The organism is Streptomyces sp. NPDC028910, from assembly GCF_055564955.1.
Window position 1 is genome coordinate 112,399 of record NZ_JBVHVF010000001.1, and the last position, 22,163, is coordinate 134,561.

Consider the following 22,163-nt stretch of genomic DNA (forward strand, 5'->3'; position numbering starts at 1 on the left):
ATAGGGGCGTATACCCGCACAGGAGTACGCGTACATGTACGCACGGATGCCCGGCGCCACGCGAAGTGGCACCGGGCACTGTGACCTGTCTTACCGCCGGATGCCGCTCCGGCGCGCGGACGGGTGCGCGGTCAGGCGCGTCCGGCCGTCTTCTGGGTCCTGCGGGTGATCGAGTCGATCACCACGGTGGCCAGCAGCACCGCACCCGTGATCATGTACTGGATCGGCGTCGCGATGCCCTCCAGCGCCAGACCGTACTGGATCGAGGTGATGACCATGACGCCGAGGAGGGCGTTCCAGGTCCGGCCCCGGCCACCGAAGAGGCTGGTGCCGCCGATGACGGCCGCCGCGATCACGTTCATCAGCAGGTCGCCGGCGCCGGCGCTCTGGTTGGCCGCCGCGATCTTGGAGGCCCAGAACAGCCCGCCGATGGCCGCGAAGGTGCCGGCGATCGCGAAGACCGTGATCCGGATCCGGTTGACGTTGATGCCGGCGCGGCGGGAGGCCTCGACGCTGCCGCCCAGTGCGAAGACGTTGCGGCCGAAGGTCGTGCGGCGCAGGACGAAGTCCGTGAGGACCAGGGCCAGCAGGAACAGCACCACCGCGAGCGGCAGGCCCTTGTACTGGTTGAACACCACGGCGGGACCGAAGGTGAACACCGCGAGCAGGCCGGTGCGCAGCAGGATCTCGCCGAGCGGCCGGGAGGGCACCCCGGCGGCCTCGCGGCGCCGCGCGTCGAGGAAGGAGGCGAGGAAGTAGCCCGCCACCGCGACGGCGGCCAGGCCGTAGGCGACGGCCACGTCCGAGAAGAAGTACGTGGTCAGCTGGCCGACCAGGCCCTCGGAGTCGAGGTTGATCGTGCCGTTGCTGCCGAGGATCTGCAGCATGGCGCCGGACCAGAAGAGCAGGCCCGACAGGGTGACGGCGAAGGCCGGGGCGCCGATCCTGGCGAAGAAGAAGCCGTGGAGGGAGCCGATCAGGGCGCCGCCGGCGATGGCCGCCAGGATCGCCAGCCATTCGTTCACGCCGTGGGTGACGGCGAGGACGGCGACGACCGCGCCCGAGACCCCGCTGACCGAGCCGACCGAGAGGTCGATCTCGCCCAGCAGCAGTACGAAGATGATGCCGACGGCCATCATGCCGGTGGCGACCATCGTGATCGCGATGTTGGTGAGGTTCTCCGGGGACAGGAAGTTCGCGTTCAGGCCCTGGAAGATGGACCAGATGATGATCAGACCGAGGACGACCGGGATGGAACCCAGGTCACCGGCCTTCATCTTGCGCCCGAACTCGCTCAGGTACCCGGCGATGCCCCGCTCGCGGACGAGCAGGCGGGGGTCCACGACCGGAATGGCGTCCGCCGCGGCGGACGGGTTGGCCAGGTCGTGCACATCGGCGGCGCTGTCGGCCACCTGGTCCACGGGCTCGGTGGCTCGGTTCTCGGTGCTCACTTTCGAGCCTCCCCGGTGCGGGCCGCCCGGCGGGTCACGGCGTTGTCCGTGGCACCGGTGATGGCGGAGATGATCTCTTCCTGCGAGGTGTCGGCGACGTTGAAGACGCCGTTGTTGCGGCCCAGCCGCAGGACCGCCACCTTGTCGGCGACAGCCTTCACATCGGCCATGTTGTGGCTGATGAGGATGACGGCGTGGCCGCGCTCGCGCAGCCGTTCCACCAGGTCGAGGACCTGTGCGGTCTGCTCGACGCCGAGGGCGGCGGTGGGCTCGTCGAGGATGACGAGCTGGGGCTCGCCCAGCATGGACCGGGCGATCGCCACGGTCTGGCGCTGACCGCCGGAGAGCGAGGCGATGGGGATGCGGACACTGGGGATCCGGATGGACAGGGTGGTCAGGAGCTCGCGGGCGCGGCGCTCCATCTCCACCTCGTCGAGGACGCCGAACTTCTTGAGTTCTCGGCCGAGGAAGAGGTTGCCGACGACGTCGATGTTGTCGCACAGCGCCAGGTCCTGGTAGACCGTCGCGATGCCCAGGTTCTGGGCGTCGTGGGGCTTGCCGATGGAGACCGGGCGCCCCTCCCACTCGATGACTCCGTCATCGATGGGGTGCACGCCGGCGATCGTCTTGACCAGCGTGGACTTGCCGGCGCCGTTGTCGCCGACCAGGGCGACCACCTCACCGGAGTGGATCTCGAGTTCTACGTCGGTCAGGGCCTGAACGGCGCCGAACCGCTTCGAGACCCCTCGCAACGCCAGCACGGGCGCAGCGGACACATGAACCATCTCCTTCGCCGCCTGACCGGCGGGGATGTCGTGCAAAAGAGCAGGAGCGGGGCGAATGGGGGAACGTTTCTGCCCGGCGCCCCGCCGGGTGGCGGGGAAGAGTGGGCGGAGCGCCGGTCAGGCACGGGAGGTCGCCTCGCGGGAGGCGACGGGGGCCGCTACTTCAGGCCGAGGGAGGCGCAGGCCGCCGCGTACTTCTCGGTGCAGATCTCGTCGACCGTGTACACGCCGTCCTTGATGACGGTGTCCTTGATGTTGTTCTTGGTCAGCGAGACGACCGGGATCAGCACGGCCGGGACGCCGTTGTCCTTGGAGGTGGCGATGGAGTCGAGCTTCTCGCCCTTGGCGAGGGCGACGGCCATCTTCGCGGCGGCCTCGGCCTCGGGGGCGTACGGCTTGTAGACGCTCATGAACTGCTCGCCCGCCACGATCCGCTGCACGCCGGCGAGTTCGGCGTCCTGACCGGTGACCGGGGGCAGGGTGGACAGGCCGGCCGCCTTGAGGGCGGTGATGATGCCGCCGGCCATGCCGTCGTTGGCGGAGTAGACGCCGATGACGTTCTCCTTGCCGAGCGCCGAAAGCGCCGCCGACATGTTGGTGTTGGCGTTCTCCGGCTTCCACTCGACCGTGTCGTACTCCTTGCCGATGTTCACCTTGCCGTCGAGGACGGAGTGCGCGCCGGCCTTGAAGAGCTTGGCGTTCGGGTCGGTGACCGAACCGTTCATCATGACGATCTGGCCGTCCTTGGCCTTGTCGCCGAGCGCCTCCAGCAGCGCCTTGCCCTGGACCTTGCCGACCTCTTCGTTGTCGAAGGAGGTGTAGGCGTCGATCGGGCCCTCGGCCCGGCGGTCGTAGGCGACGACCGGGATACCGGCGTCCTTGGCCTTCTTGACCGAGCCGGCAATGGCCTTGAAGTCCACGGCGTCGATGATCAGGGCGTCCACCTTGTTGGTGATCATCGTGTCGACCTGGGAGTTCTGGGTGGTCGCGTCCTGCTTGGCGTTGGCGTAGACGACCTCGCCCTTGCCGCCGGTGAGTTCGGCGATCTTCTTCTCGATCAGCGGCTTGTCGAACTTCTCGTAACGCGCGGTCTGGTTCTCCGGCAGGAGCAGACCGACCTTGATCGCGTCGCCCTTGGCAGCGCCGGTCCCGTTCGTCTTCTCGCCGGCCTCCTTCGCACTGCCACAAGCGGCGAGCGAGACGGCCATGGCACCGGCGGCGACGGCTACGGCGGCTCTGCGCATACGCGTGTTCATTACTTGAACCTCCCTGACGAGGCCGCAACGCTGCGGCCGAGGTGGATGTGAGTCAACCCCGGCCGCGTTTTGCCGTCAAGGAGTGAATCCTTAACGAGATGACAACGGTGCCATCCGTTATCTACCTGAAGACAAGACGGCTGGAGCCCGCACTCCACTTCCATGGTCCGACAAAAGCGTTGAATCGCCCATCTCGCTGAGTACGAGCGCCAGCGCGCCCAGCACCTCGGCGCGCCCGCCGAGGGACCCCGTCAGCACCGACAGTTGCCGGGCCGCGCTGGGGATCGCGTATCTCCCGACCGATTCACGGATGGGAGCGAGGACGAGTTCACCGGCCTCCGCGAGGGAGCCGCCCAGCACCACCCGGCTCGGGTTCAGGAGGTTGCAGAGACTGGCCACGCCACTGCCGATGTGGCGGCCCACGTCCATGATCACCCGGCGGCAGCCCGGGTCGCCCTCGCGGGCCAGCTGGACCACCCGCTCCATCGTCAGCTCCGGTCCGTGCGTGCCCTGGAGCAGCGGCAGGACGTACCGGGCGGCGGCGAATGTCTCCAGGCAGCCACGGTTCCCGCAGCGGCAGACCGGGCCCGATTCGTCCAGCGTGATGTGCCCGATCTCGCCCGCCGTGCCGCCGGGCCCGCGGTAGATCTGGCCGTTGATCACGAGGCCCGCGCCGACGCCGCTGGCCACCTTGATGTAGGCCAGGTCCTTCACTCCCCGCCCGCTGCCCCAAACGAGTTCACCTAGCGCGCCGAGGTTCGCGTCGTTGTCCACGTACACGGGCACGCCGAGGCGCTGCGAGAGCTCCTGGCGGGGGTTGATGCCCGCCCAGCCCGGCAGGATCGCGGTCGAGCCGAGGGTCCCGGACTCCACGTCGATCGGACCGGGAACGCCGAGCCCGACGCCGATGACCTTCTCCAGCCCGACCCCTATGCTCGCGATCAGGCGCCCGACCAGGGCTTCCGCCCGGTCGAAGCCTTCCGCCCAGGAGTCGTCGACGTCCAGCGGCTCGGAGTCCTCGGCCAGCACCTGGTGGGCGAGGTTCCCCACCGCCACCCGCAGGTGGGCGTGGCCGAAGTCGACCCCGATGACGATGCCCGCGTCACCGCTGAGCGAGACGCTGCGCGCCCGCCGGCCGCCGGCCGAGGTGTCGGTGACCTCGACGGTCCCGCCTTCCTTCAGTTCCCGGACGATGTTGGAGACCGTGGCCGCCGACAGTCCGGTGGTGCGGGCGATCTCCGCCTGCGTCAGCGATCCCGCGAGCCGCACCGCCCGTACGACCCGTTCGAGATTCGCGCGATGCAGTGAGGACTGCGATCCGGGAGTCTGCACGACTCATCCACTCCTGCCCATAAGCGACGGCCAGCCGTCGCCCCCCGGCCGGGACGCGTCGCGGCTTCCCGCTACGAGACCCCGGCGTCTCTCCAACTTGTGAAGCTTAAGTCGAGCCTTTGCGCATCCACTCGTCAAGAGGCTGACACAGCACGAAACGGACACTACTGGCCGAAAGCGGGAGAGAAGCAGTCCCCGGAGGGGTGGGTGTCCGCGCTACTTGAGGGTGGCGGAGGTCAGGCCGGACTGGATCTGGCGCTGGAAGGAGAGGTAGACAACCAGCATCGGGATCATCGCGATGGTCACACCGGCGAAGAGCACCGGCAGGTCGGTCTCGTACCCCTGCTGCTGCTGGAGCTGGATCAGGCCCTGGGTGAGCAGGTAGCGCTCGGGGTCCGATCCCGTCTGGGGCTGCATCAGCACGGAGGGCAGGATGTACTGGTTCCACTGGCCCAGGACGTTGAAGATCCCGACGCTGATCAGGCCGGGCTTGGCCATCGGCACCATCACCTGGAAGAAGATCCGGGTGTCCGAGGCCCCGTCGATCACGGCCGCCTCGTGCACCGCCGTCGGCAGCGTGCGGAAGAACGAGTGCATGAAGAAGACGGTGAACGGCATCGAGTAGGCGACGTAGACGAGGATCAGGCCCTGGTACGTGTTCAGCATGTCGAAGCGCTTGACCATGAAGAACAGCGGGACGAGCGCGAGGAAGACGGGGAACATCGCCCCGCTGACGAAGAAGTAGTAGACGAACCGGTTCCCCGGGAAGGGGTAGCGGGCCAGTACGTACGCCGCCATCGAGCCGAGCAGCATCGTCAGCGGGACCGAGATCACCATCACGATCAGGGTGTTCGCGAAGTAGTCGCCGATGCCCTTGTCCCAGGCCCGGCCGAAGGCGTCGAGGTTCCAGTTGGAGGGCCAGCTGAGGGCCGAGCCGCCGATCTGCGCGTCGGTCTTGAAGGAGCCGAGCGCCAGCCAGATCAGGGGCAGGACGATCAGCAGGGCCCAGACGGCGAGGAAGCCGTGGGAGAAGACGTTGAGGACCGTGCCCTCGGAGCGTGCGCCGCCCCGTTCCCCGAGCGGGCCGGCTCCGCCGGGCCGCTCGGCGGCGGCCTCGCCCGGAGCCTTGATCACTGTGGTCATGGTGTCTCTCCCGCTCAGAACTCGATGCGCTCGCGGCGGGTGGCGCGCAGCGTGATGACGGAAAGGATCATGGTGAGGACGAGCATGACCACGCCCATGGCGCAGGCGTAGCCGCTCTTGCCGAAGTAGAGGAAGTTCCTCATCAGCACCGTCGCCATGACCTCGCTGTGGTGGTCGGGTCCGCCGCCGAACTGGCCCGAGGTCATGGTCGACACCAGGACGAACATGTCCATCGCGGCGATCCCCAGGTAAACCGCGGAGGTCTGCACAGAATCCCACAGCAGGGGCAGGGTGACCTTGAAGAAGGTCTGCGCGCGCCCCGCCCCGTCCAGCAGGGCGGCCTCGTAGATGTCCTTGGGGACGGACTGCATGGCCGCCGAGAACAGCACGAGGTAGAAGCCGACGCCGTGCCAGACGACCACGAGGAGCAGGCACCAGAGCACGAGCCTCGGCTCGTTCAGCCATTCGATCGGGTGCAGCCGGTCGACCAGGCCGAGCCGGATGAGCACGCCGTTGAGCAGGCCGCCCTCGTCGGTGCGGTACACGGCCCCGAAGAGCACCGCGAGGATGGCGAGGGAGAGGACCTGCGGGAAGAAGTAGACGATCTTGTAGAAGCCCGACCCCCGCACGCCCTGCACCCCGCCGGCCCCGCCCCGCCCGCCCGCGTTCACCATGAAGGCGAAGAAGAGGGCGAGCAGGATGGTGACCACCGGGACGAACACCAGGAGCAGCAGGTTGTGCCACAGGGCGCCGCGGAAGACCTCGTCCTTCATCAGGGCCGCGTAGTTGTCCAGGCCGACGAAATCGAACGTCGGCGACTGGCCCGACCAGTTGGTGAAGGAGTAGCCGAACGTCTGTACGTACGGCCAGATGACGAAGGTCAGGTACAGCGCGAGGGGTGCGAGGAGGAAGCCGGCGATGAAGCCGCTCCGCCCCCTGCCCTGGGCTACTTGGCTCATGGTGTCCGTCCGTGAAGTGCTGCCGGTGACCGGTGGAGCGCGTTGTCAGCCGCGACGGTTGTTCTTGGCGTTCGGGTCCTGCGCCGCCTTGTTCACCGCGGCCTGGGCCCTCTTGATCCACTCCTTCGGCTGGATCCGCTTGGCCATCAGCTCATTGGACGCGTCCTGGATCGCCGTGTCCATTTCGCTGTACCAGTCGGGGTACAGGTAGTTGAAGGTGTTGGTCCCCGCCGCCTTGAGGGCCGTCACCGCCGACTGGGTGCCCGGCCGCAGCTTCACGCCCGGGTCCACGCCGTCCTTGACCACGGTGAGCGAGTTGGCCTGCTGGGCGAAGATGGTCGACCATTCGCGCGACAGCATCGAACGGATGAACTCCAGGCCGCCGGGCTTGTTGGCGGCCTTCTCCGGGACGATGAAGGGCTCGCCGGCGCCGGCCCGGATGGCCTCGAAGGGCAGCTTGCTGCCGGCCAGCAGCGGGACCGGCAGGAACTGCATGTCGAAGTCGTCGGGCGTCTGCTTGAGCTGCTCGTTCTCCAGCCAGGAGCCCGAGGGGACGAAGGCCGCCTTGTACTGGTTCCAGGCGGTCTGGGACTCGGTGTGGGTCAGGCCGTTGGTGCCCGGCAGCAGCAGGTCCTTCTCGACCACCTCGTAGACCGCCTCGACGGCGGCGAGGGCGTCCGCGTTGCCCTCGAAGGCGTTCGGCTCCAGGTTGTCGATCGCCTTCACGGCGTCCAGACCGCCCTTCTTGGCGATCAGGTCCATGATGACGACGTTGATGTAGTACGGGTACTTGCCCTGGTGGGCGAGACCCCCGATGCCGGCCTCCTTGGCCTTCGCGCAGACCGCGAGGAACTCGTCCCAGGTCTTGGGCGGCGTCCAGCCCTTCTCCTTGAAGAGCTTGCCGGAGTACCAGAAGCCGAAGACGGTGTAGACGTAGTTCAGCGAGACGAACTTGCCGCCCTGCGTGCCCTGTTCGATGGTGCCCGCGATCAGCGTGTCCCGGACCTTCTTGCCCGGGTCGTCGAGCGAGGGCGCGTCGAGCACCGGGGTGAGGTCGGCGAGCTGGTTGCTCTTGAAGAGCACGTCCAGCTTGATCTTCTGGGCGCCGGAGTCGTCGACGACGTCCGGAGGGTTTCCGCCGTTGAAGCGCGTCTGGAGCTTCCCGGTGATCTCCTGGGTGCCGAGGTGGGAGCTGGTGGTGCCCCACTTCTTGTCGAAGGCGGCCTCCCAGGCCTTCGCGTAGTCGTCACCGAACCCGCCCTTGAAGACGACGACGTCCAGCTTGCTGCCCTTCGCGACGCCGAACGGGTTCTGCGCACTCGTCGCGGCCTTGGACGGGCCGTTGGTGGCCTCGCCGCCGGACGCGCAGGCGGACAGGAAGCCCATCGTCGGCACGCTGATCAGGCCGAGTGCCGCGGAGCGCTTGATCAGGTCACGGCGGCCGAGGCCCTCACCGGTGGATGCCATGCTCATGTCCTCGCCTTCGTCAGAAGTATGAAGGAGGCGGGAAAGCACGGCCGTTGCCGTGCGTGCGGACGGCGCCGCAGATCCCCGCTGTCCCCCCGGTCCGCGGCCGCTCCTGCCGGAGCGGCCCGGACGCGCACAGGTATAGTCCACTCCCGCTCGACTCAGCAAGATCGTGCACAAGGATGACCGCCAGCTTTTCCGAGTTGAGACCTGTCCGTCATCTGGCACCGCCGTGACGAAATGCGGAAGGGCCGTACCCCCATAACGGGGATACGGCCCTATGGTGCCGATAAGCGAAGAACGGCTCCGCTTGGCGCGCCCTTAGCCTCGGATGAGGTTGCGGAGCACGTACTGCATGATGCCGCCATTGCGGTAGTAGTCCGCCTCACCCGGCGTGTCGATGCGGACGACCGCGTCGAACTCCACACCGGTGTCGGTGCTCACCTTGACGGTGCGCGGGGTGGTGCCGTTGTTCAGCTCCTCCACACCGGTGAAGGCGAAGGTCTCCTCGCCGGTGAGGCCGAGGGAGGCCGCGGTGGCGCCCTCCGGGAACTGCAGGGGCAGGACGCCCATGCCGATCAGGTTGGAGCGGTGGATGCGCTCGTAGGACTCGGCGATGACGGCCTTGACGCCGAGCAGCGCGGTGCCCTTGGCCGCCCAGTCGCGGGAGGAGCCGGAGCCGTACTCCTTGCCCGCCAGGATGACCAGCGGGATGCCGGCGGCCTGGTAGTTCTGCGAGGCGTCGTAGATGAAGGAGACCGGCGCGCCCTCGACGGTGAAGTCGCGGGTGAAGCCGCCCTCGGTGCCCGGCGCGATCTGGTTGCGCAGGCGGATGTTGGCGAAGGTACCGCGGATCATGACCTCGTGGTTGCCGCGACGGGAACCGTACGAGTTGAAGTCGCGGCGCTCGACGCCGTGCTCGGTGAGGTACTTGCCGGCCGGGGTGTCGGCCTTGATCGCACCGGCCGGGGAGATGTGGTCGGTGGTGACCGAGTCGCCCAGCTTCGCCAGCACGCGCGCGCCGGCGATGTCGGAGACCGGGGTGGTCTCCATCGTCATGCCCTCGAAGTACGGGGGCTTGCGGACGTAGGTGGACTGCGGGTCCCACTCGAAGGTGTTGCCGGTCGGGATCGACAGCGCCTGCCACTGGGCGTCGCCCGCGAAGACGTCCTGGTAGGACTTGTTGAACATGTCCTCGCCGATGGCGTTCGCCACGACGTCGTTGACCTCGGCCTCGGAGGGCCAGATGTCCTTGAGGAAGACCGGGTTGCCCTCGGTGTCGATGCCGATGGCGTCCTTGGTGATGTCCACCTTCATGGAGCCCGCGATGGCGTACGCGACGACCAGCGGCGGGGAGGCCAGGTAGTTCATCTTGACGTCGGGGTTGATCCGGCCCTCGAAGTTGCGGTTGCCGGAGAGCACCGAGGTGACCGCGAGGTCGTGCTCGTTGATCGCCTTCGAGATCTCCTCGTCCAGCGGACCGGAGTTGCCGATGCAGGTGGTGCAGCCGTACCCGACGAGGTTGAAGCCCATCTTGTCGAGGTACGGGGTCAGGCCGGCCTTGTCGAAGTAGTCGGTGACGACCTTCGAGCCCGGGGCCAGGGTGGTCTTGACCCACGGCTTGCGGGACAGGCCCTTCTCGACCGCCTTCTTCGCCACGAGCGCCGCGGCGACCATGACGTAGGGGTTCGAGGTGTTGGTGCAGGAGGTGATCGCGGCGACGGTGACGGCGCCGTGGTCGATCTCGAAGGAGGAGCCGTCGGCCAGGGTGACCAGGGTCGGACGGGTCGGCACGCCGTCGCTGGAGGCCGGGGCGTCGGAGGCCGGGAAGGACTCCTTGCCCGCCTCGTCGTCGTCCTCGACGTAGTTGCGTACGTCCCGGGCGAACTGCTCGGCGGCGTTGGCCAGGACGATGCGGTCCTGCGGGCGCTTCGGGCCGGCGATGGAGGGGACGACCGTGGAGAGGTCGAGCTCCAGCTTCTCGGAGAAGTCCGGCTCGGCGGCCGGGTCCAGCCACAGGCCCTGCTCCTTGGCGTACGCCTCGACGAGCGCGACCTGCTGGGCGTCGCGGCCGGTCAGGCGCAGGTACTTCAGCGTCTCGTCGTCGATCGGGAAGATCGCGGCGGTGGAGCCGAACTCCGGCGACATGTTGCCGATGGTGGCGCGGTTCGCGAGGGAGGTGGCGGCGACGCCCTCACCGTAGAACTCGACGAACTTGCCGACGACACCGTGCTTGCGCAGCATCTCGGTGATGGTCAGCACCAGGTCGGTGGCGGTGGTGCCGGTGGGCAGCTCGCCGGTCAGCTTGAAGCCCACGACGCGCGGGATCAGCATGGAGACCGGCTGGCCGAGCATCGCGGCCTCGGCCTCGATGCCGCCGACGCCCCAGCCCAGCACGCCCAGGCCGTTGACCATGGTGGTGTGCGAGTCGGTGCCGACGAGGGTGTCGGGGTACGCCTGGCCGTTACGGACCATGACCGTACGGGCCAGGTGCTCGATGTTGACCTGGTGGACGATGCCGGTGCCCGGGGGGACGACCTTGAACTCGTCGAAGGCGGTCTGGCCCCAGCGCAGGAACTGGTAGCGCTCCTTGTTGCGGCCGTACTCCAGCTCCACGTTCTGGGCGAAGGCGTCGTTGGTGCCGAACTTGTCGGCGATGACCGAGTGGTCGATGACCAGCTCGGCCGGGGCCAGCGGGTTGATCTTGGACGGGTCGCCACCGAGGGCCTTGACGGCCTCGCGCATGGTGGCGAGGTCCACGACGCAGGGGACGCCGGTGAAGTCCTGCATGATCACGCGGGCCGGCGTGAACTGGATCTCCTCGCTGGGCTGGGCCTGCGAGTCCCAGGTGCCGAGCGACCGGATGTGGTCGGCGGTGATGTTCGCGCCGTCCTCGGTACGGAGCAGGTTCTCCAGCAGCACCTTCAGGCTGTAGGGAAGGCGGGCGGAGCCCTCAACCTTGTCCAGCCGGAAGATCTCGTACGACTCGTCGCCCACCTGCAGCGTGCTGCGGGCGTCGAAGCTGTTCGCCGACACGACAGTCTCCTTCATGCATGAATTCGCGCGTATAACCGCATCCTGCCGCCACGCCCCTTGGCCAATCCGCTAAGGTCAGGCTAAGTTAGGTAGCCCTTACCAGCGGGGGCGGCTGCGGTTCGCCTTCGGCAGATATCTCGATGTCGAGATAACTCTAGTACACATCCGGGTCCGGGGACGAGGCACGCACCCGTCGACCGGGCCCCGGCCTGCCCGGGACCGGGATCCGGCCGCCGGCACCGGGTCCCCGCCGGGTCCCCGCCGGGTCCCCGCCGGGGCGTGGCGGGGCGTGGCGGGCGGCCCGGGAGCCGGGGGCGGCGATCTCCTCGGGCCCGGTCGGCCGGCCGGCCGCGCAGCCGCTCCTGAGGCGGGCCTCCCCTCATGCGCAGCGTGCGGCAACCAGGGGACCGAATCGGGCAGATACCAGTAAATGGCCCTATGCCGACCGGTCGGCGAGGTCGGAACCGGCGAACAAGCCCGCCTCGAACGGCCGTACCGACACCCACCGCATCGACCTCGTCGCCATCATCCACGCCGTCATCCACGCCGTCATCCACGAACTCGCCGCGCGCGAACTGGTCGAGCGGGCACCCGGTCGGACGAGGACCGCGACCGCCGGCGCCATGCCATACCCCCGCTCTCCTCCGGATCCTGACGGTCAGTAACGCCCGTCCGCCACATGCCCGTGCCGCGCCCGCCGCGCCCGCCACGCCCGTCTGCCGCACCCGACGCGGGCCTCATCTCATATCTGAGATACCGTTCCCCCATGGCAGACGACTACCTCGTACGCATCGGCAAGCTCATCCGTGACGCCCGGCAGCACCGGGGCTGGACACAGAGTCAGCTCGCGGACGCACTCGGCACCAGCCAGAGCGCCGTGAACCGGATCGAGCGCGGCAATCAGAACATCAGCCTTGAGATGATCGCCCGAATCGGTGAAGCTCTCGACAGCGAGATCGTCTCCTTGGGCTATGCCGGCCCGATGCACCTGCGCGTGGTCGGCGGCCGCCGGCTGTCCGGCGCCATCGACGTCAAGACGAGCAAGAACGCGTGCGTCGCCCTGCTCTGCGCCTCGCTGCTCAACAAGGGCCGTACGGTGCTGAGGCGGGTGGCCCGCATCGAGGAGGTCTACCGCCTCCTGGAGGTCCTGAACTCCATCGGCGTCCGGACCCGCTGGATCAACGACGGCGTGGACCTGGAGCTGATCCCGCCGGCCCGCCTCGACATGGAGGCCATGGACGCGGACGCGGCCCGCCGGACCCGGAGCATCATCATGTTCCTGGGCCCCCTGCTGCACCGGATGGACACCTTCCGCCTGCCATACGCCGGCGGCTGCGACCTCGGCACCCGCACCATCGAGCCGCACATGATCGCCCTGCGCCGCTTCGGCCTGGACATCACCGCGACCGAGGGCATCTACCACGCGAAGGTCGCGACCGGGGTCTGCCCCGACCGCCCGATCGTGCTGACCGAGCGCGGGGACACGGTCACCGAGAACGCGCTGCTGGCCGCAGCCCGGCACGACGGCGTCACGGTCATCCGCAACGCCTCCTCCAACTACATGGTCCAGGACCTGTGCTTCTTCCTGGAGGCACTGGGCGTCCAGGTCGACGGCGTCGGCACCACCACCCTCACCGTCCACGGCGTCCCGAACATCGACGTGGACGTGGACTACTCCCCCTCCGAGGACCCGGTCGAGGCGATGAGCCTGCTCGCCGCCGCGGTCGTCACGGAGTCGGAGCTGACCATCCGCCGGGTCCCGATCGAGTTCATGGAGATCGAGCTCGCGGTGCTGGAGGAGATGGGCCTCGACCACGACCGCTCGGCGGAGTACAGCGCCGACAACGGCCGCACCCGCCTGGTCGACCTCACGGTCCGCCCCTCGAAGCTCGAAGCCCCGATCGACAAGATCCACCCGATGCCGTTCCCCGGGCTGAACATCGACAACGTCCCCTTCTTCGCGGCCATCGCCGCCGTCGCCCAGGGCCAGACCCTGATCCACGACTGGGTGTACGACAACCGGGCCATCTACCTGACCGACCTGAACCGCCTCGGCGGCCGCCTCCAGCTCCTGGACCCCCACCGCGTCCTGGTCGAGGGCCCCACCCGCTGGCGCGCGGCGGAGATGATGTGCCCGCCGGCCCTGCGCCCGGCGGTGGTCGTCCTCCTCGCGATGATGGCGGCCGAGGGCACCTCGGTCCTGCGCAACGTCTACGTCATCAACCGCGGCTACGAGGAACTGGCCGAGCGCCTCAACTCGGTGGGCGCCCAGATCGAAATCTTCCGCGACATCTAGGAAGCCAGAGAAAAAGGGATCAATCAGGGCATAGCCCAAAGCCCCGAAAAGCTGCTATCCCGAACTGGACGACCGGGTGAAGGACCGAATCAGGGCGGACCGCAGAACGGCTGCCCAGCTCGAAACGGACAAGGCAAAGAACGTCGAACACGCTCGTAGCCTTCGCCGCTCCTACGAGATGAAGGGGGAGTCGCTCGGCCCGCCAGCCTAGAGCACCGACTGACCCCGCCCCCATGACACAGCCCCCGCCCCGGCAGCGAGCCGGCCAGCGGGGGCTGGTTCACTTCCGGGACTTGCCGGGAGTGTGCGCCTACCGAGTCTCCCCGGCCCCCGTACGGAAATGTACGTCCTGCCGGTTCTCATCATGGACGTACGAGATAGGTGCCTGGTCGACCTCGACCCCCCGCATGGCCACACCACGCTCCCGCAGAGCCGCCCGCCGCTCATGCACCCCGTGCAGCGTCACCTCCACCTCGGCCAGCTTTTCCTTATCTCCGACCGCACGCGAAACCTCACGGTCCTGCTCCAAGACGTCCGCCGCCTTCAGCAGCTTGCGGTCCTCCTTGGCGAGCACCTTGCGCGCCCTCTTGGCGCGCTTCCGTTCCTGCTTCGCTCCCACAACTCCCCCTCTACTGGCGGTAAGTACGAGTCTGGAGGACGGCGCATGCTTCTTTGTATCCGCGTCTCACAGGATGAAAGCCGGCCTCGCCGAACTCGCCAGGGATATAGAGCCGCTGTGCGGCCGTCTCCCGGCGTTGGGATGAATGTGCCGTTCGCCGCCATGCTCGTCTAGCACTCATTACGCTCGACTCATGGGCGCACAAAGCCGTGAAGAGATGCGAGACGCCGCTGTAGTCGTGGCCCGAGACGAGAGCGGCCTGGTCGCGCTGCTCACGTCACGATTCCCCCAGCACGGCGGCGAGTATCTGTTCCTGCCCGGCGGACGGATGGAGCCGGGCGAGACTCCCGAGGAGTGCGGGCACCGGGAACTGCGCGAAGAAGCGGGCATCACCGCGCAGTCCTGGCGCCCCCTCGGGTCGTACGCGATCACCCTCGGATCCACCGCCCGGGTCCACCTCTTCCTCGCCGAGGGCCTGACCCTGGGACCCCAGCAGTTGGAGCCGTCCGAAGCAGACTTCAAGCTGATGTGGTGGCCCATGCAGGACGCCATCACAGCGGCAACGGAAGGCCGCTTCCTACTCCAGGGCGGCCCGCTCGCGCTCCTCCTTGCCGACCGTCTCTGACGGTCGCCTATCTACTCGTCCCACCATGGCGCGATCGTGCACGTGATGTCCCGCGAATCCCGCGAGTATCGGGCTCCGTTGGCTCGATATCCAGGGAAATTCGGGTCGCCGCCGGCTTGCGGGACGTCACCTGAACTGTCCGGGCCGGTGGAGCTGTTCACGCTCTGGACCCGTCTGGATTGGTCGGTGTTCAAGGTCTACAGTTCGTGGGCTCCTCTGCCGAAAGATCACCCCTGGAGGTCCCCGTCATGTCCACGCCGCCCAGCCCGGACCACATACCGCCGCCGCCCGCCCAGCCTGCCTACAACCACCCGGCACAGCCGCCCGCGCCCAAGTCCGTCACGATCACCTTCCCCGTCATCCGGGGGAAGCTGGCCGCGTTCCTGTATCTGGCCACCCTGGTCCTGGTCGGCGTCATCGCGTGGGCGCAGGTCGATCAGGCCCTGACCGCCCGCGACGAATACAAACACTTCCGGCACCAGATGTGCTCGGGCACCGTGTACGACGCGGATGAGTACGACTCCGGCGACAGCGCCGAGTACGAGGAGTTGTGCGGGCACCCGCCCCGTTCCGACGAAAAGTAACAACGTAGCCCCCGCCCCCGGCACGATCCGGGCCGGCCAGCGGGGGCTTCGCCGTTCTCGGGTCGCTCAGCTCTGTGAGATCCCCGCGACGGCGTTCCGTTCCGCCGCGTCTTTCGGCCTGATGGGGCAGGTGTGCTGGCCGCGGGGGGCGGCGGGCGGCAGAATCGGACTTTCGGGACGGGACGAGGGGGCGGCCATGGCAGGCGGGACGGATGCGGGTGCTGGTGTGGGTGTGGGGGTGGAGGTGCCCGGGCTCGCCGGGGTGCCGTTGCTCGGGTCGCTCTTCGATCTGAAGTCGGACTCCCTGGGCACGTATCTGCGGGCCCAGCACCGGCACGGTGACCTGGTACGGATCACGGCCGGGCCGCCCGGGATGCGCGCCGAGTTGTACTGCGTGTTCTCCCCGGAGGGCGCGCAGCAGGTCCTCGCCTCCGAAGCGGCCAACTTCCGCAAGGACAACGCCTTCTACCAGGAGGTCCGGAACTCCTTCGGCAACGGGTTGCTGACCAGTCAGGACGAGGACTACCTGCGCCAGCGCCGGCTGGTCCAGCCGCTGTTCACACGGCGCCGGGTGGACGGGTACGCCGGGGCCGTCGCCGCCGAGACCGCATCGGTCATCGCCACCTGGGGGGAGGCCCCGGACGGCATCGTCGACGTCTCCGACGAGATGATGCACCTGGCCCTGCGCGCCGTCGCCCGGATCCTCTTCGGCACCGACGTCGAGGCCACCGCCGACGTCGTGGCCCGGTGCTTTCCGGTCATCACGGACTACGTGCTGCGCCGCGGCTACTCCCCCGTCAACATCCCGCGCGGCTGGCCCACCCCCGACAACAGGCGGGCCGCCGCCGCGATGGACGAGCTCTACGGGGTGTGCGACGCGATCATCGCGGAGCGGCGGCGGGACGGCGCGGACACCAGCGGCGAGGACCTGCTGACGCTGATGGCCGCCGCGAGGAGTTCCGACGACGGGGAGTTCGACGCCTCCGAGCTCCGGGACCAGGTGCTGATCTTCCTGCTCGCCGGGCACGAGACGACCGCCACCTCCCTCTGCTTCGCCCTGCACCTGCTGGCCCGCCATCCCGAGCAGCAGGACCGGGCCCGCGAGGAGATCTCCCGCGTCCTGGGCGACCGTACGCCGCAGGCCGCCGACCTGGACCGGCTCCCGTACCTCACCCAGGTGCTCAAGGAGGCCATGCGGCTGTACCCGGCCGCGCCGGTCATCGGCCGCAAGGCCGTCGCCGCCACCCGGATCGGGGAGCACACCATCCCCGCGGGCTCGGACGTGATACTGGCGCCCTGGGTGACGCACCGCCACCCCGGCCACTGGCCGGACCCGGACCGCTTCGACCCCGAGCGCTTCGCCCCGGAGGCGGAGGCGGGCAGGCCGCGCTACGCGTGGTTCCCCTTCGGGGGCGGCCCGCGCGCCTGCATCGGGCAGCACTTCTCGATGCTGGAGTCGGTGATCGCGCTGGCGATGATCCTGCGGGCGTACGAGTTCGAGGCCGTGGACGCCGAGATCCCGGTCAGCGCCGGGATCACACTGCGAACGGACGGTCCGGCGCGCTGCCGGGTCAGTCGCTTGGACGGGTAGTGGGCGTCCGGCCATCATGGCCGGATGGACGAGGAGATGCCGGGCAGCTTGTCGCCGTACGCGCGCCGGCCGGCGCGCGCGATGCTGCCCGGCTCGCCCGCCCCGGAGCGGCTGCGGCGCCGGATCCGCGCCTTCTTCCTCTTCCGGTTCCTGGCCGCGCTGCCCGACGACCTCGCGGACGCGGTGGCCGCGCTCCTCGACCCGTTCGAACGGATCGCCCGCCTCGTCGGGCGGCTCTTCCACGGCCCTGCCCTGCGCGGCGGCTGGGCCAGCGAGGCGGGCCGCCTCGCCCTGGCCCTGCACGGCTTCCACTGGACCCACTGGCAGGCCGAGACGGACGGGCCCGTCGCGATGTTCACCGCGCACCCCGGCGGCCCGGGGCGCACGGGCACGGTCACCGCCCGGCCGCCCTGGGGCCGCGGCGACCCGGCCCGCGAGGCCCACACCGCCGCCTGCACCCTGCGCCGCGTCCCGCGGCTGCGCCGCCGGCCGACCCGCGTCGACCTGGCCTTCGCCGACGGCTCCTGGCTGGCGCTGCGCATGAACACCCGAGCCGACGCGGCCCGGATGCGCGCCGCGCTCGCACAGGAGGGCGCGGCACAGGGCCGCGGCGTGCACGGCTGCGGATGCCGGCGCCCGGATATGGGGATGCGGGCCGGTCAGGGCGGGCCGTAGGGTCGATGCCCGTGGAACCACTCAGTGAGAAACAGATCCGTGCATCCTTCGTGAACTGCACCAAGGGAGAGGCGGCGCGACTGCGCCTGCCGCTCGACTTCGCCGAACTGCCCTGGGACGACCTGGACTTCCTGGGCTGGGTGGATCCGGGAGCGCCGCTGCGGGCCCATCTCGTACTGCCCCGGGAGCAGGGTCCGCTCGGGATGTCCCTGCGCGTCCCGTCCGTGGGCCGCACCAGCGCGGTGAAGTCCAGCCTGTGCCAGATCTGCCTGACGGGTCACGCGTCCTCCGGGGTCACCCTGCTCGCCGCCCCCCTGGCGGGGGCCCGCGGCCGCGAGGGCAACACGGTCGGCACGTACATCTGCGCGGACCTCGCCTGCTCCCTCTACGTACGCGGCAAGCGGCAGCCGAAGCTGCGCGCCGGGCGGCACGAGGAGTCCCTGACCCTGGACGAGCGCCTGGCGCGCATGTGGGGCAATCTGGACGCCTTCGCGGCCAGGGTCACCGCGGTGTGAGCCACGGTCGTGGGCCCTGCGGTGTGGGCCCTGCGGTGTGAGCCCTGCGGTGTGGGCCCTGCGGTGTGAGCCCCGCGCCGGCGGTCAGGGCGGCCCCTGGGTCCGTTCGACCGCCGGCGTGTGGTTGCCCTGGAGGCGTTCGAGGTCCGAGGACCGGACCTGGATGACCACCAGTGCGATCAGCGCCCCGACCAGGGTGAACAGGGCCGCCACGACGAAGGCCGCGCTGATGCCCGAGGTGAGCACCTGGTCGCTCCACGGCTTCGGAAAGTCTCCGGTGCGCGCGAAGAAGGTCCTCTCCTCCGGGGTGGCCGTCCTGAGGAAACCCGGTATCTGGTCCTTGGCCTCGTTGCGGCTCGCCGTACCGAAGACGGTCACCAGGATCGACAGGCCGAGCGAACCACCCACCTGCTGCGTCGTGTTGAGCAGTCCCGACGCCGCGCCGGACTCCCGGTCGGGGACGTTGGACAGGGCCATGAGCGTCAGCGAGACGAACTGCAGTCCCATGCCGAGACCGAAGATCAGCAGCGGGCCGAGGATGCTGCCCAGGTACGTCGAGTGGACGTCGGTCTGCGTCAGCCAGGCGAGTCCGACCGCACAGCACAGCGCGCCCCCGACCATGAACGGCTTGGGGCCGTACTTGGGCAGCAGTTGCGAGGTGATGCCGGCGCCCACCGCGACGATCGCGCTCACCGGCAGGAAGGCGAGGCCGGCGCGCAGCGGGCTGAAGCCGAGCACGATCTGCACGAAGAGCGTCAGGAAGAAGAACATGCCGAAGATCGCACAGGCGAGCATCAGCATGAGCCCGTACGTGCCGGCCCGGTTGCGGTCGGCGAACATGTGCAGCGGGGTGATCGGCTGGGGCGAGCGCCGCTCGTTGAGGAGGAACAGGGTCAGCAGGACCACGGCGGTACCGAAGGAGGCCAGCGTCCAGGGGTCGCGCCAGCCCTCCTGGGCCGCGCGGATGAAGCCGTAGACGAGCGCGACCATGCCCAGGGTGCACAGCAGCGCCCCCACGAAGTCGAAGTGCCCCGGGTGGCGTTCGGACTCGCGCAGGACCTTCGAGGCCAGTACCGCGATCAGCAGGGCGATCGGCACGTTGACGAAGAGCACCCAGCGCCAGTCGAGCCAGGTGACCAGCATGCCGCCCGCGAGGAGCCCGATCGCGCCGCCGCCGGCCGAGACCCCGGCGAACACGCCGAACGCCCGGTTGCGGGCCGGTCCTTCGCGGAAGGTCGTGGTGATCAGCGCGAGGGCGGTCGGGGAGGCGATGGCGCCGCCGACGCCCTGGAGGGCCCGCGCGGCCAACAACTGGCCCGCGCTCTGGGCGAGTCCGCCGAGGAGGGAGGCCAGTCCGAAGAGCAGGATGCCGAAGACGAAGACCCGCTTGCGGCCGAGGATGTCGCCGGTGCGCCCGCCGAGGAGCAGCAGTCCGCCGAAGGTGAGGGTGTAGGCGTTGACGACCCAGGAGAGGCTCTCGGTGGAGAAGTCGAGGGCGGACTGGATGTGCGGCAGCGCGATGTTCACGATCGTGATGTCGAGGACCACCATCAGCTGACAGGAGGCGATGACGAACAGGGCGAGTCCGTTGCCGCTTCCGCGGACCTTGCCGTCGGTCCGGTTGCTGCTCGGTGATGCGTTCGGGTCCACCTTTTCGACGCTAAGCCCGCACCCGTGGGGTCACCACTCGAACGGCCTAGTGAAGGTGACATTTCACATGTCACACTACGATCATGGATGACTTCCTCAGGCTCTCCGCCCGTACGGCCCGTTTCTCCTACGGCGCTCCGCGCGCGTTCTCCTTCGGGGACGACGGCCGGCTGCTCTGGTTCCTCCGCTCGACCGGCCCCACCGACGCCTTCGACGGCCTCTGGGTGCTCGACACCGCCACCGGGGCCGAGACCCGGCTTGCCGATCCCCGCGAGCTGTGCCCCGACTACAGCGACCTCTCCGGCGACCTCTCCGGCGTCCTCCCCGCCGCCGAGCGCCGGCTGCGCGAGCGGACCCGGCTCGTCGCCGCCGGGATCGGCTCGTACGCCCTCTCCGGCGACGGCCTGCGCGCCGTCTTCCCGCTCTACGGGCGGCTCTACGGGGTCACCGCCGGAGCGGACGCGGCGCCCGAGGAGATCCCGGCCGCCGGGCCCGCCTTCGACCCGAGGCCGAACGCCGACGGCTCCCGTACCGCCTACGTCGCCGACGACGCCCTGTACATCGCCCCGGGCGGCCGGGTCAGCCCCGACGACGGGGCCCGCTGGGGCGTCGCCGAGTTCGCCGCCGCGGAGGAGCTGGGCCGTTCCCGGGGGCACTGGTGGTCCCCGGACGGGAGCACCCTGCTGGCCGCCCGCGTCGACGAATCCGCCCTCCAGCGGCGCTACTTCGCCGACCCGGCCCGCCCCGAGCTCCCGGCCGAGGACTTCGCGTACCCGGTGGCGGGCGGGCCCAACGCCGACGTGCAGCTGTGGGTGCTCGGCCAGGACGGGGCCCGGATACGGCTCGACTGGGACGCCGAGACCTACCCGTACGTCTCCGACGCGGGGTGGCCCGCCGGTGACACAGCCGGGGAGGAGATCCTGCTGACCGTCCAGGACCGGCTCCAGCGCAACGTCCTGCTGCTCTCCGCCGACCCGGCCACCGGCCGCACCCGGGAGCTGTCCCGCACAACGCATCCGCAGTGGGTGGACCCGCTGGTGCACGGCACCCCGGCCCGTCTCGCCGACGGGGGGATGCTGACCGCCGCCGACACGCCGGGCGGGGCCGCCCGCGCGCTCGCGGTGGACGGCGAGCTGATCACCGGGGACGGGATCCAGGTCCGCCGCGTGGCCGGGGTGCACGAGGGCCTGCTGCTGATCGAGGCCGGCCGGCGCGACCCCGCCGAGCAGCAGGTGCTGCTGCTGGACCCCGCCACCGGTGAGCTGACCCCGCTCGCCGACGGGCCGGGGGTGCACACCGTGTCCGCCTCGGCCGGGAGCCTGCTGCTGACCTCCGCCGACGCCGACGGGATCCGGCGCGTCGTACGCACGGCCGACGGGCGCGAGTTCACCCCCGCCGACCTGTCCGAGCCGCTGCCCCACCGGGTGGTCCCGGTCCTGGAGCGGGTCACCGAGCACGGCGTCCCCACCGCCCTCGTGCTGCCCCGCGACCACGTTCCCGGCCGCCGGCTCCCGGTGCTCGTCGACGCGTACGGCGGCCCCGGCTATCAGGACATCAGCGCCGAGCCCCGCCGCTGGCAGGCCAAGCAGTGGTGGGCCGACCAGGGCTTCGCCGTCGTCACCATCGACAACCGCGGGACTCCGTACGTCTCCCCCTCCTACACGCACGCCATGTACCGGGGCTTCTCCGAGGTCACCCTGGAGGACCAGGTAGCGGCCCTCCACGCGCTCGCCGCACGCCACGGCGACCTCGACCTCGCCCGGGTCGGCGTCCGCGGCTGGTCCTACGGCGGCTACCTCTCCGCCATGGCCGTGCTGCGCCGCCCGGACGTCTTCCACGCGGCGGCGGCCGGGGCCGCGCCGACCGACTTCCGGTACTACGACACGGCGTACACCGAGCGGTATCTGGGCCTGCCCCAGGACGACCCGGAGGTCTACGAGCGCGATTCGCTCATCGCGGACGCCCCGAAGCTGACCCGCCCCCTGCTGCTGGTCACCGGCCTCGCCGACGACAACGTCCACCCCTCCCACACCCTGCGCCTCTCGCAGGCCCTGACGGACGCGGGCCGCCCACACCAACTGCTGGCGCTGCCGGGCGTCACCCACATGACCCCGGGCGGCACCCGGGAGAAGCTGATGGCGCTGGAACTGGAGTTCTTCCGCCGCGAACTCGGATGACG

The 22,163-nt window shown here is 69.5% G+C and carries 17 protein-coding genes; 7 read left to right on the forward strand and 10 right to left on the reverse strand.

What is annotated here, in order from left to right:
- Positions 1–131 precede the first annotated feature (131 nt).
- The 8 genes from ACZ4TV_RS00485 to acnA form a co-directional block, all read right to left on the reverse strand.
- Entirely contained in the window at positions 132–1,421 is a 1,290-nt protein-coding gene (locus ACZ4TV_RS00485; RefSeq protein ID WP_468129883.1) for a sugar ABC transporter permease, read from the reverse strand.
- Between the two features lie 26 nt (positions 1,422–1,447).
- Positions 1,448–2,236, reverse strand: coding sequence for an ATP-binding cassette domain-containing protein (locus ACZ4TV_RS00490; RefSeq protein ID WP_468129132.1), 789 nt, complete (start codon positions 2,234–2,236; stop codon positions 1,448–1,450).
- A 158-nt stretch (positions 2,237–2,394) separates the two neighbouring features.
- A complete protein-coding gene (locus tag ACZ4TV_RS00495) occupies positions 2,395–3,492 on the reverse strand; it encodes a sugar ABC transporter substrate-binding protein (protein ID WP_468129134.1) in 1,098 nt (365 codons plus the stop codon).
- Between the two features lie 117 nt (positions 3,493–3,609).
- Entirely contained in the window at positions 3,610–4,824 is a 1,215-nt protein-coding gene (locus ACZ4TV_RS00500) for an ROK family transcriptional regulator (RefSeq protein WP_468129136.1), read from the reverse strand.
- 216 nt (positions 4,825–5,040) lie between these two features.
- On the reverse strand, positions 5,041–5,967 hold the full coding sequence (locus ACZ4TV_RS00505; RefSeq protein WP_468129138.1) for a carbohydrate ABC transporter permease: 927 nt from the start codon (positions 5,965–5,967) through the stop codon (positions 5,041–5,043).
- A gap of 14 nt (positions 5,968–5,981) precedes the next feature.
- Complete coding sequence (locus ACZ4TV_RS00510) at positions 5,982–6,926, reverse strand: carbohydrate ABC transporter permease (RefSeq protein WP_468129140.1); 945 nt, start codon at positions 6,924–6,926, stop codon at positions 5,982–5,984.
- A 45-nt stretch (positions 6,927–6,971) separates the two neighbouring features.
- Positions 6,972–8,399, reverse strand: a complete 1,428-nt coding sequence (ngcE, locus tag ACZ4TV_RS00515) for an N-acetylglucosamine/diacetylchitobiose ABC transporter substrate-binding protein (RefSeq protein ID WP_468129142.1) — start codon at positions 8,397–8,399, stop codon at positions 6,972–6,974.
- A 315-nt stretch (positions 8,400–8,714) separates the two neighbouring features.
- Complete coding sequence (acnA, locus tag ACZ4TV_RS00520) at positions 8,715–11,429, reverse strand: aconitate hydratase AcnA (protein ID WP_468129144.1); 2,715 nt, start codon at positions 11,427–11,429, stop codon at positions 8,715–8,717.
- A 766-nt stretch (positions 11,430–12,195) separates the two neighbouring features.
- On the opposite strand from acnA, the gene ACZ4TV_RS00525 reads away from it, so the two are divergent.
- Positions 12,196–13,725, forward strand: a complete 1,530-nt coding sequence (locus tag ACZ4TV_RS00525; RefSeq protein ID WP_468129146.1) for a helix-turn-helix domain-containing protein — start codon at positions 12,196–12,198, stop codon at positions 13,723–13,725.
- A 310-nt stretch (positions 13,726–14,035) separates the two neighbouring features.
- Here the strand turns inward: ACZ4TV_RS00525 and ACZ4TV_RS00530 are convergent, their stop codons facing one another.
- Positions 14,036–14,344, reverse strand: a complete 309-nt coding sequence (locus tag ACZ4TV_RS00530; RefSeq protein ID WP_468129148.1) for a hypothetical protein — start codon at positions 14,342–14,344, stop codon at positions 14,036–14,038.
- Between the two features lie 193 nt (positions 14,345–14,537).
- Here ACZ4TV_RS00530 and ACZ4TV_RS00535 point away from each other — a divergent pair, with 193 nt between their 5' ends.
- From ACZ4TV_RS00535 to ACZ4TV_RS00555, 5 genes are all read left to right on the forward strand, one after another.
- Positions 14,538–14,969: an NUDIX hydrolase gene (locus ACZ4TV_RS00535; RefSeq protein ID WP_468129150.1), complete on the forward strand. Its 432-nt coding sequence runs from the start codon at positions 14,538–14,540 to the stop codon at positions 14,967–14,969.
- 248 nt (positions 14,970–15,217) lie between these two features.
- The gene (locus ACZ4TV_RS00540; RefSeq protein ID WP_468129152.1) at positions 15,218–15,553 is read left to right on the forward strand and encodes a hypothetical protein; all 336 of its coding nucleotides are present in this window, start codon (positions 15,218–15,220) and stop codon (positions 15,551–15,553) included.
- A gap of 196 nt (positions 15,554–15,749) precedes the next feature.
- A complete protein-coding gene (locus ACZ4TV_RS00545) occupies positions 15,750–17,144 on the forward strand; it encodes a cytochrome P450 (RefSeq protein ID WP_468129154.1) in 1,395 nt (464 codons plus the stop codon).
- Positions 17,145–17,168: 24 nt separating this feature from the next.
- On the forward strand, positions 17,169–17,819 hold the full coding sequence (locus ACZ4TV_RS00550) for a hypothetical protein (protein WP_468129156.1): 651 nt from the start codon (positions 17,169–17,171) through the stop codon (positions 17,817–17,819).
- Positions 17,820–17,830: 11 nt separating this feature from the next.
- Positions 17,831–18,334, forward strand: coding sequence for an FBP domain-containing protein (locus ACZ4TV_RS00555; protein WP_468129158.1), 504 nt, complete (start codon positions 17,831–17,833; stop codon positions 18,332–18,334).
- 84 nt (positions 18,335–18,418) lie between these two features.
- Here the strand turns inward: ACZ4TV_RS00555 and ACZ4TV_RS00560 are convergent, their stop codons facing one another.
- On the reverse strand, positions 18,419–19,984 hold the full coding sequence (locus ACZ4TV_RS00560; RefSeq protein WP_468129160.1) for an MFS transporter: 1,566 nt from the start codon (positions 19,982–19,984) through the stop codon (positions 18,419–18,421).
- Positions 19,985–20,067: 83 nt separating this feature from the next.
- Between ACZ4TV_RS00560 and ACZ4TV_RS00565 the strand changes: the two genes are divergently transcribed.
- Positions 20,068–22,161 (forward strand): S9 family peptidase, encoded by a 2,094-nt coding sequence (locus ACZ4TV_RS00565; RefSeq protein ID WP_468129162.1) that lies wholly within the window; start codon positions 20,068–20,070, stop codon positions 22,159–22,161.
- Positions 22,162–22,163: the final 2 nt, after the last annotated feature.

Excerpts from the sequence above, each read along its gene's own strand:
- ACZ4TV_RS00490 (WP_468129132.1), bottom strand. The coding sequence starts at position 2,236 with ATGGTTCATGTGTCCGCTGCGCCCGTGCTGGCGTTGCGAGGGGTCTCG.
- ACZ4TV_RS00495 (WP_468129134.1), bottom strand. The coding sequence starts at position 3,492 with ATGAACACGCGTATGCGCAGAGCCGCCGTAGCCGTCGCCGCCGGTGCC.
- ACZ4TV_RS00505 (WP_468129138.1), bottom strand. The coding sequence starts at position 5,967 with ATGACCACAGTGATCAAGGCTCCGGGCGAGGCCGCCGCCGAGCGGCCC.
- ACZ4TV_RS00510 (WP_468129140.1), bottom strand. The coding sequence starts at position 6,926 with ATGAGCCAAGTAGCCCAGGGCAGGGGGCGGAGCGGCTTCATCGCCGGC.
- ngcE (WP_468129142.1), bottom strand. The coding sequence starts at position 8,399 with ATGAGCATGGCATCCACCGGTGAGGGCCTCGGCCGCCGTGACCTGATC.
- ACZ4TV_RS00525 (WP_468129146.1), top strand. The coding sequence starts at position 12,196 with ATGGCAGACGACTACCTCGTACGCATCGGCAAGCTCATCCGTGACGCC.
- ACZ4TV_RS00535 (WP_468129150.1), top strand. The coding sequence starts at position 14,538 with ATGGGCGCACAAAGCCGTGAAGAGATGCGAGACGCCGCTGTAGTCGTG.
- ACZ4TV_RS00540 (WP_468129152.1), top strand. The coding sequence starts at position 15,218 with ATGTCCACGCCGCCCAGCCCGGACCACATACCGCCGCCGCCCGCCCAG.
- ACZ4TV_RS00545 (WP_468129154.1), top strand. The coding sequence starts at position 15,750 with ATGGCAGGCGGGACGGATGCGGGTGCTGGTGTGGGTGTGGGGGTGGAG.
- ACZ4TV_RS00550 (WP_468129156.1), top strand. The coding sequence starts at position 17,169 with ATGGACGAGGAGATGCCGGGCAGCTTGTCGCCGTACGCGCGCCGGCCG.
- ACZ4TV_RS00565 (WP_468129162.1), top strand. The coding sequence starts at position 20,068 with ATGGATGACTTCCTCAGGCTCTCCGCCCGTACGGCCCGTTTCTCCTAC.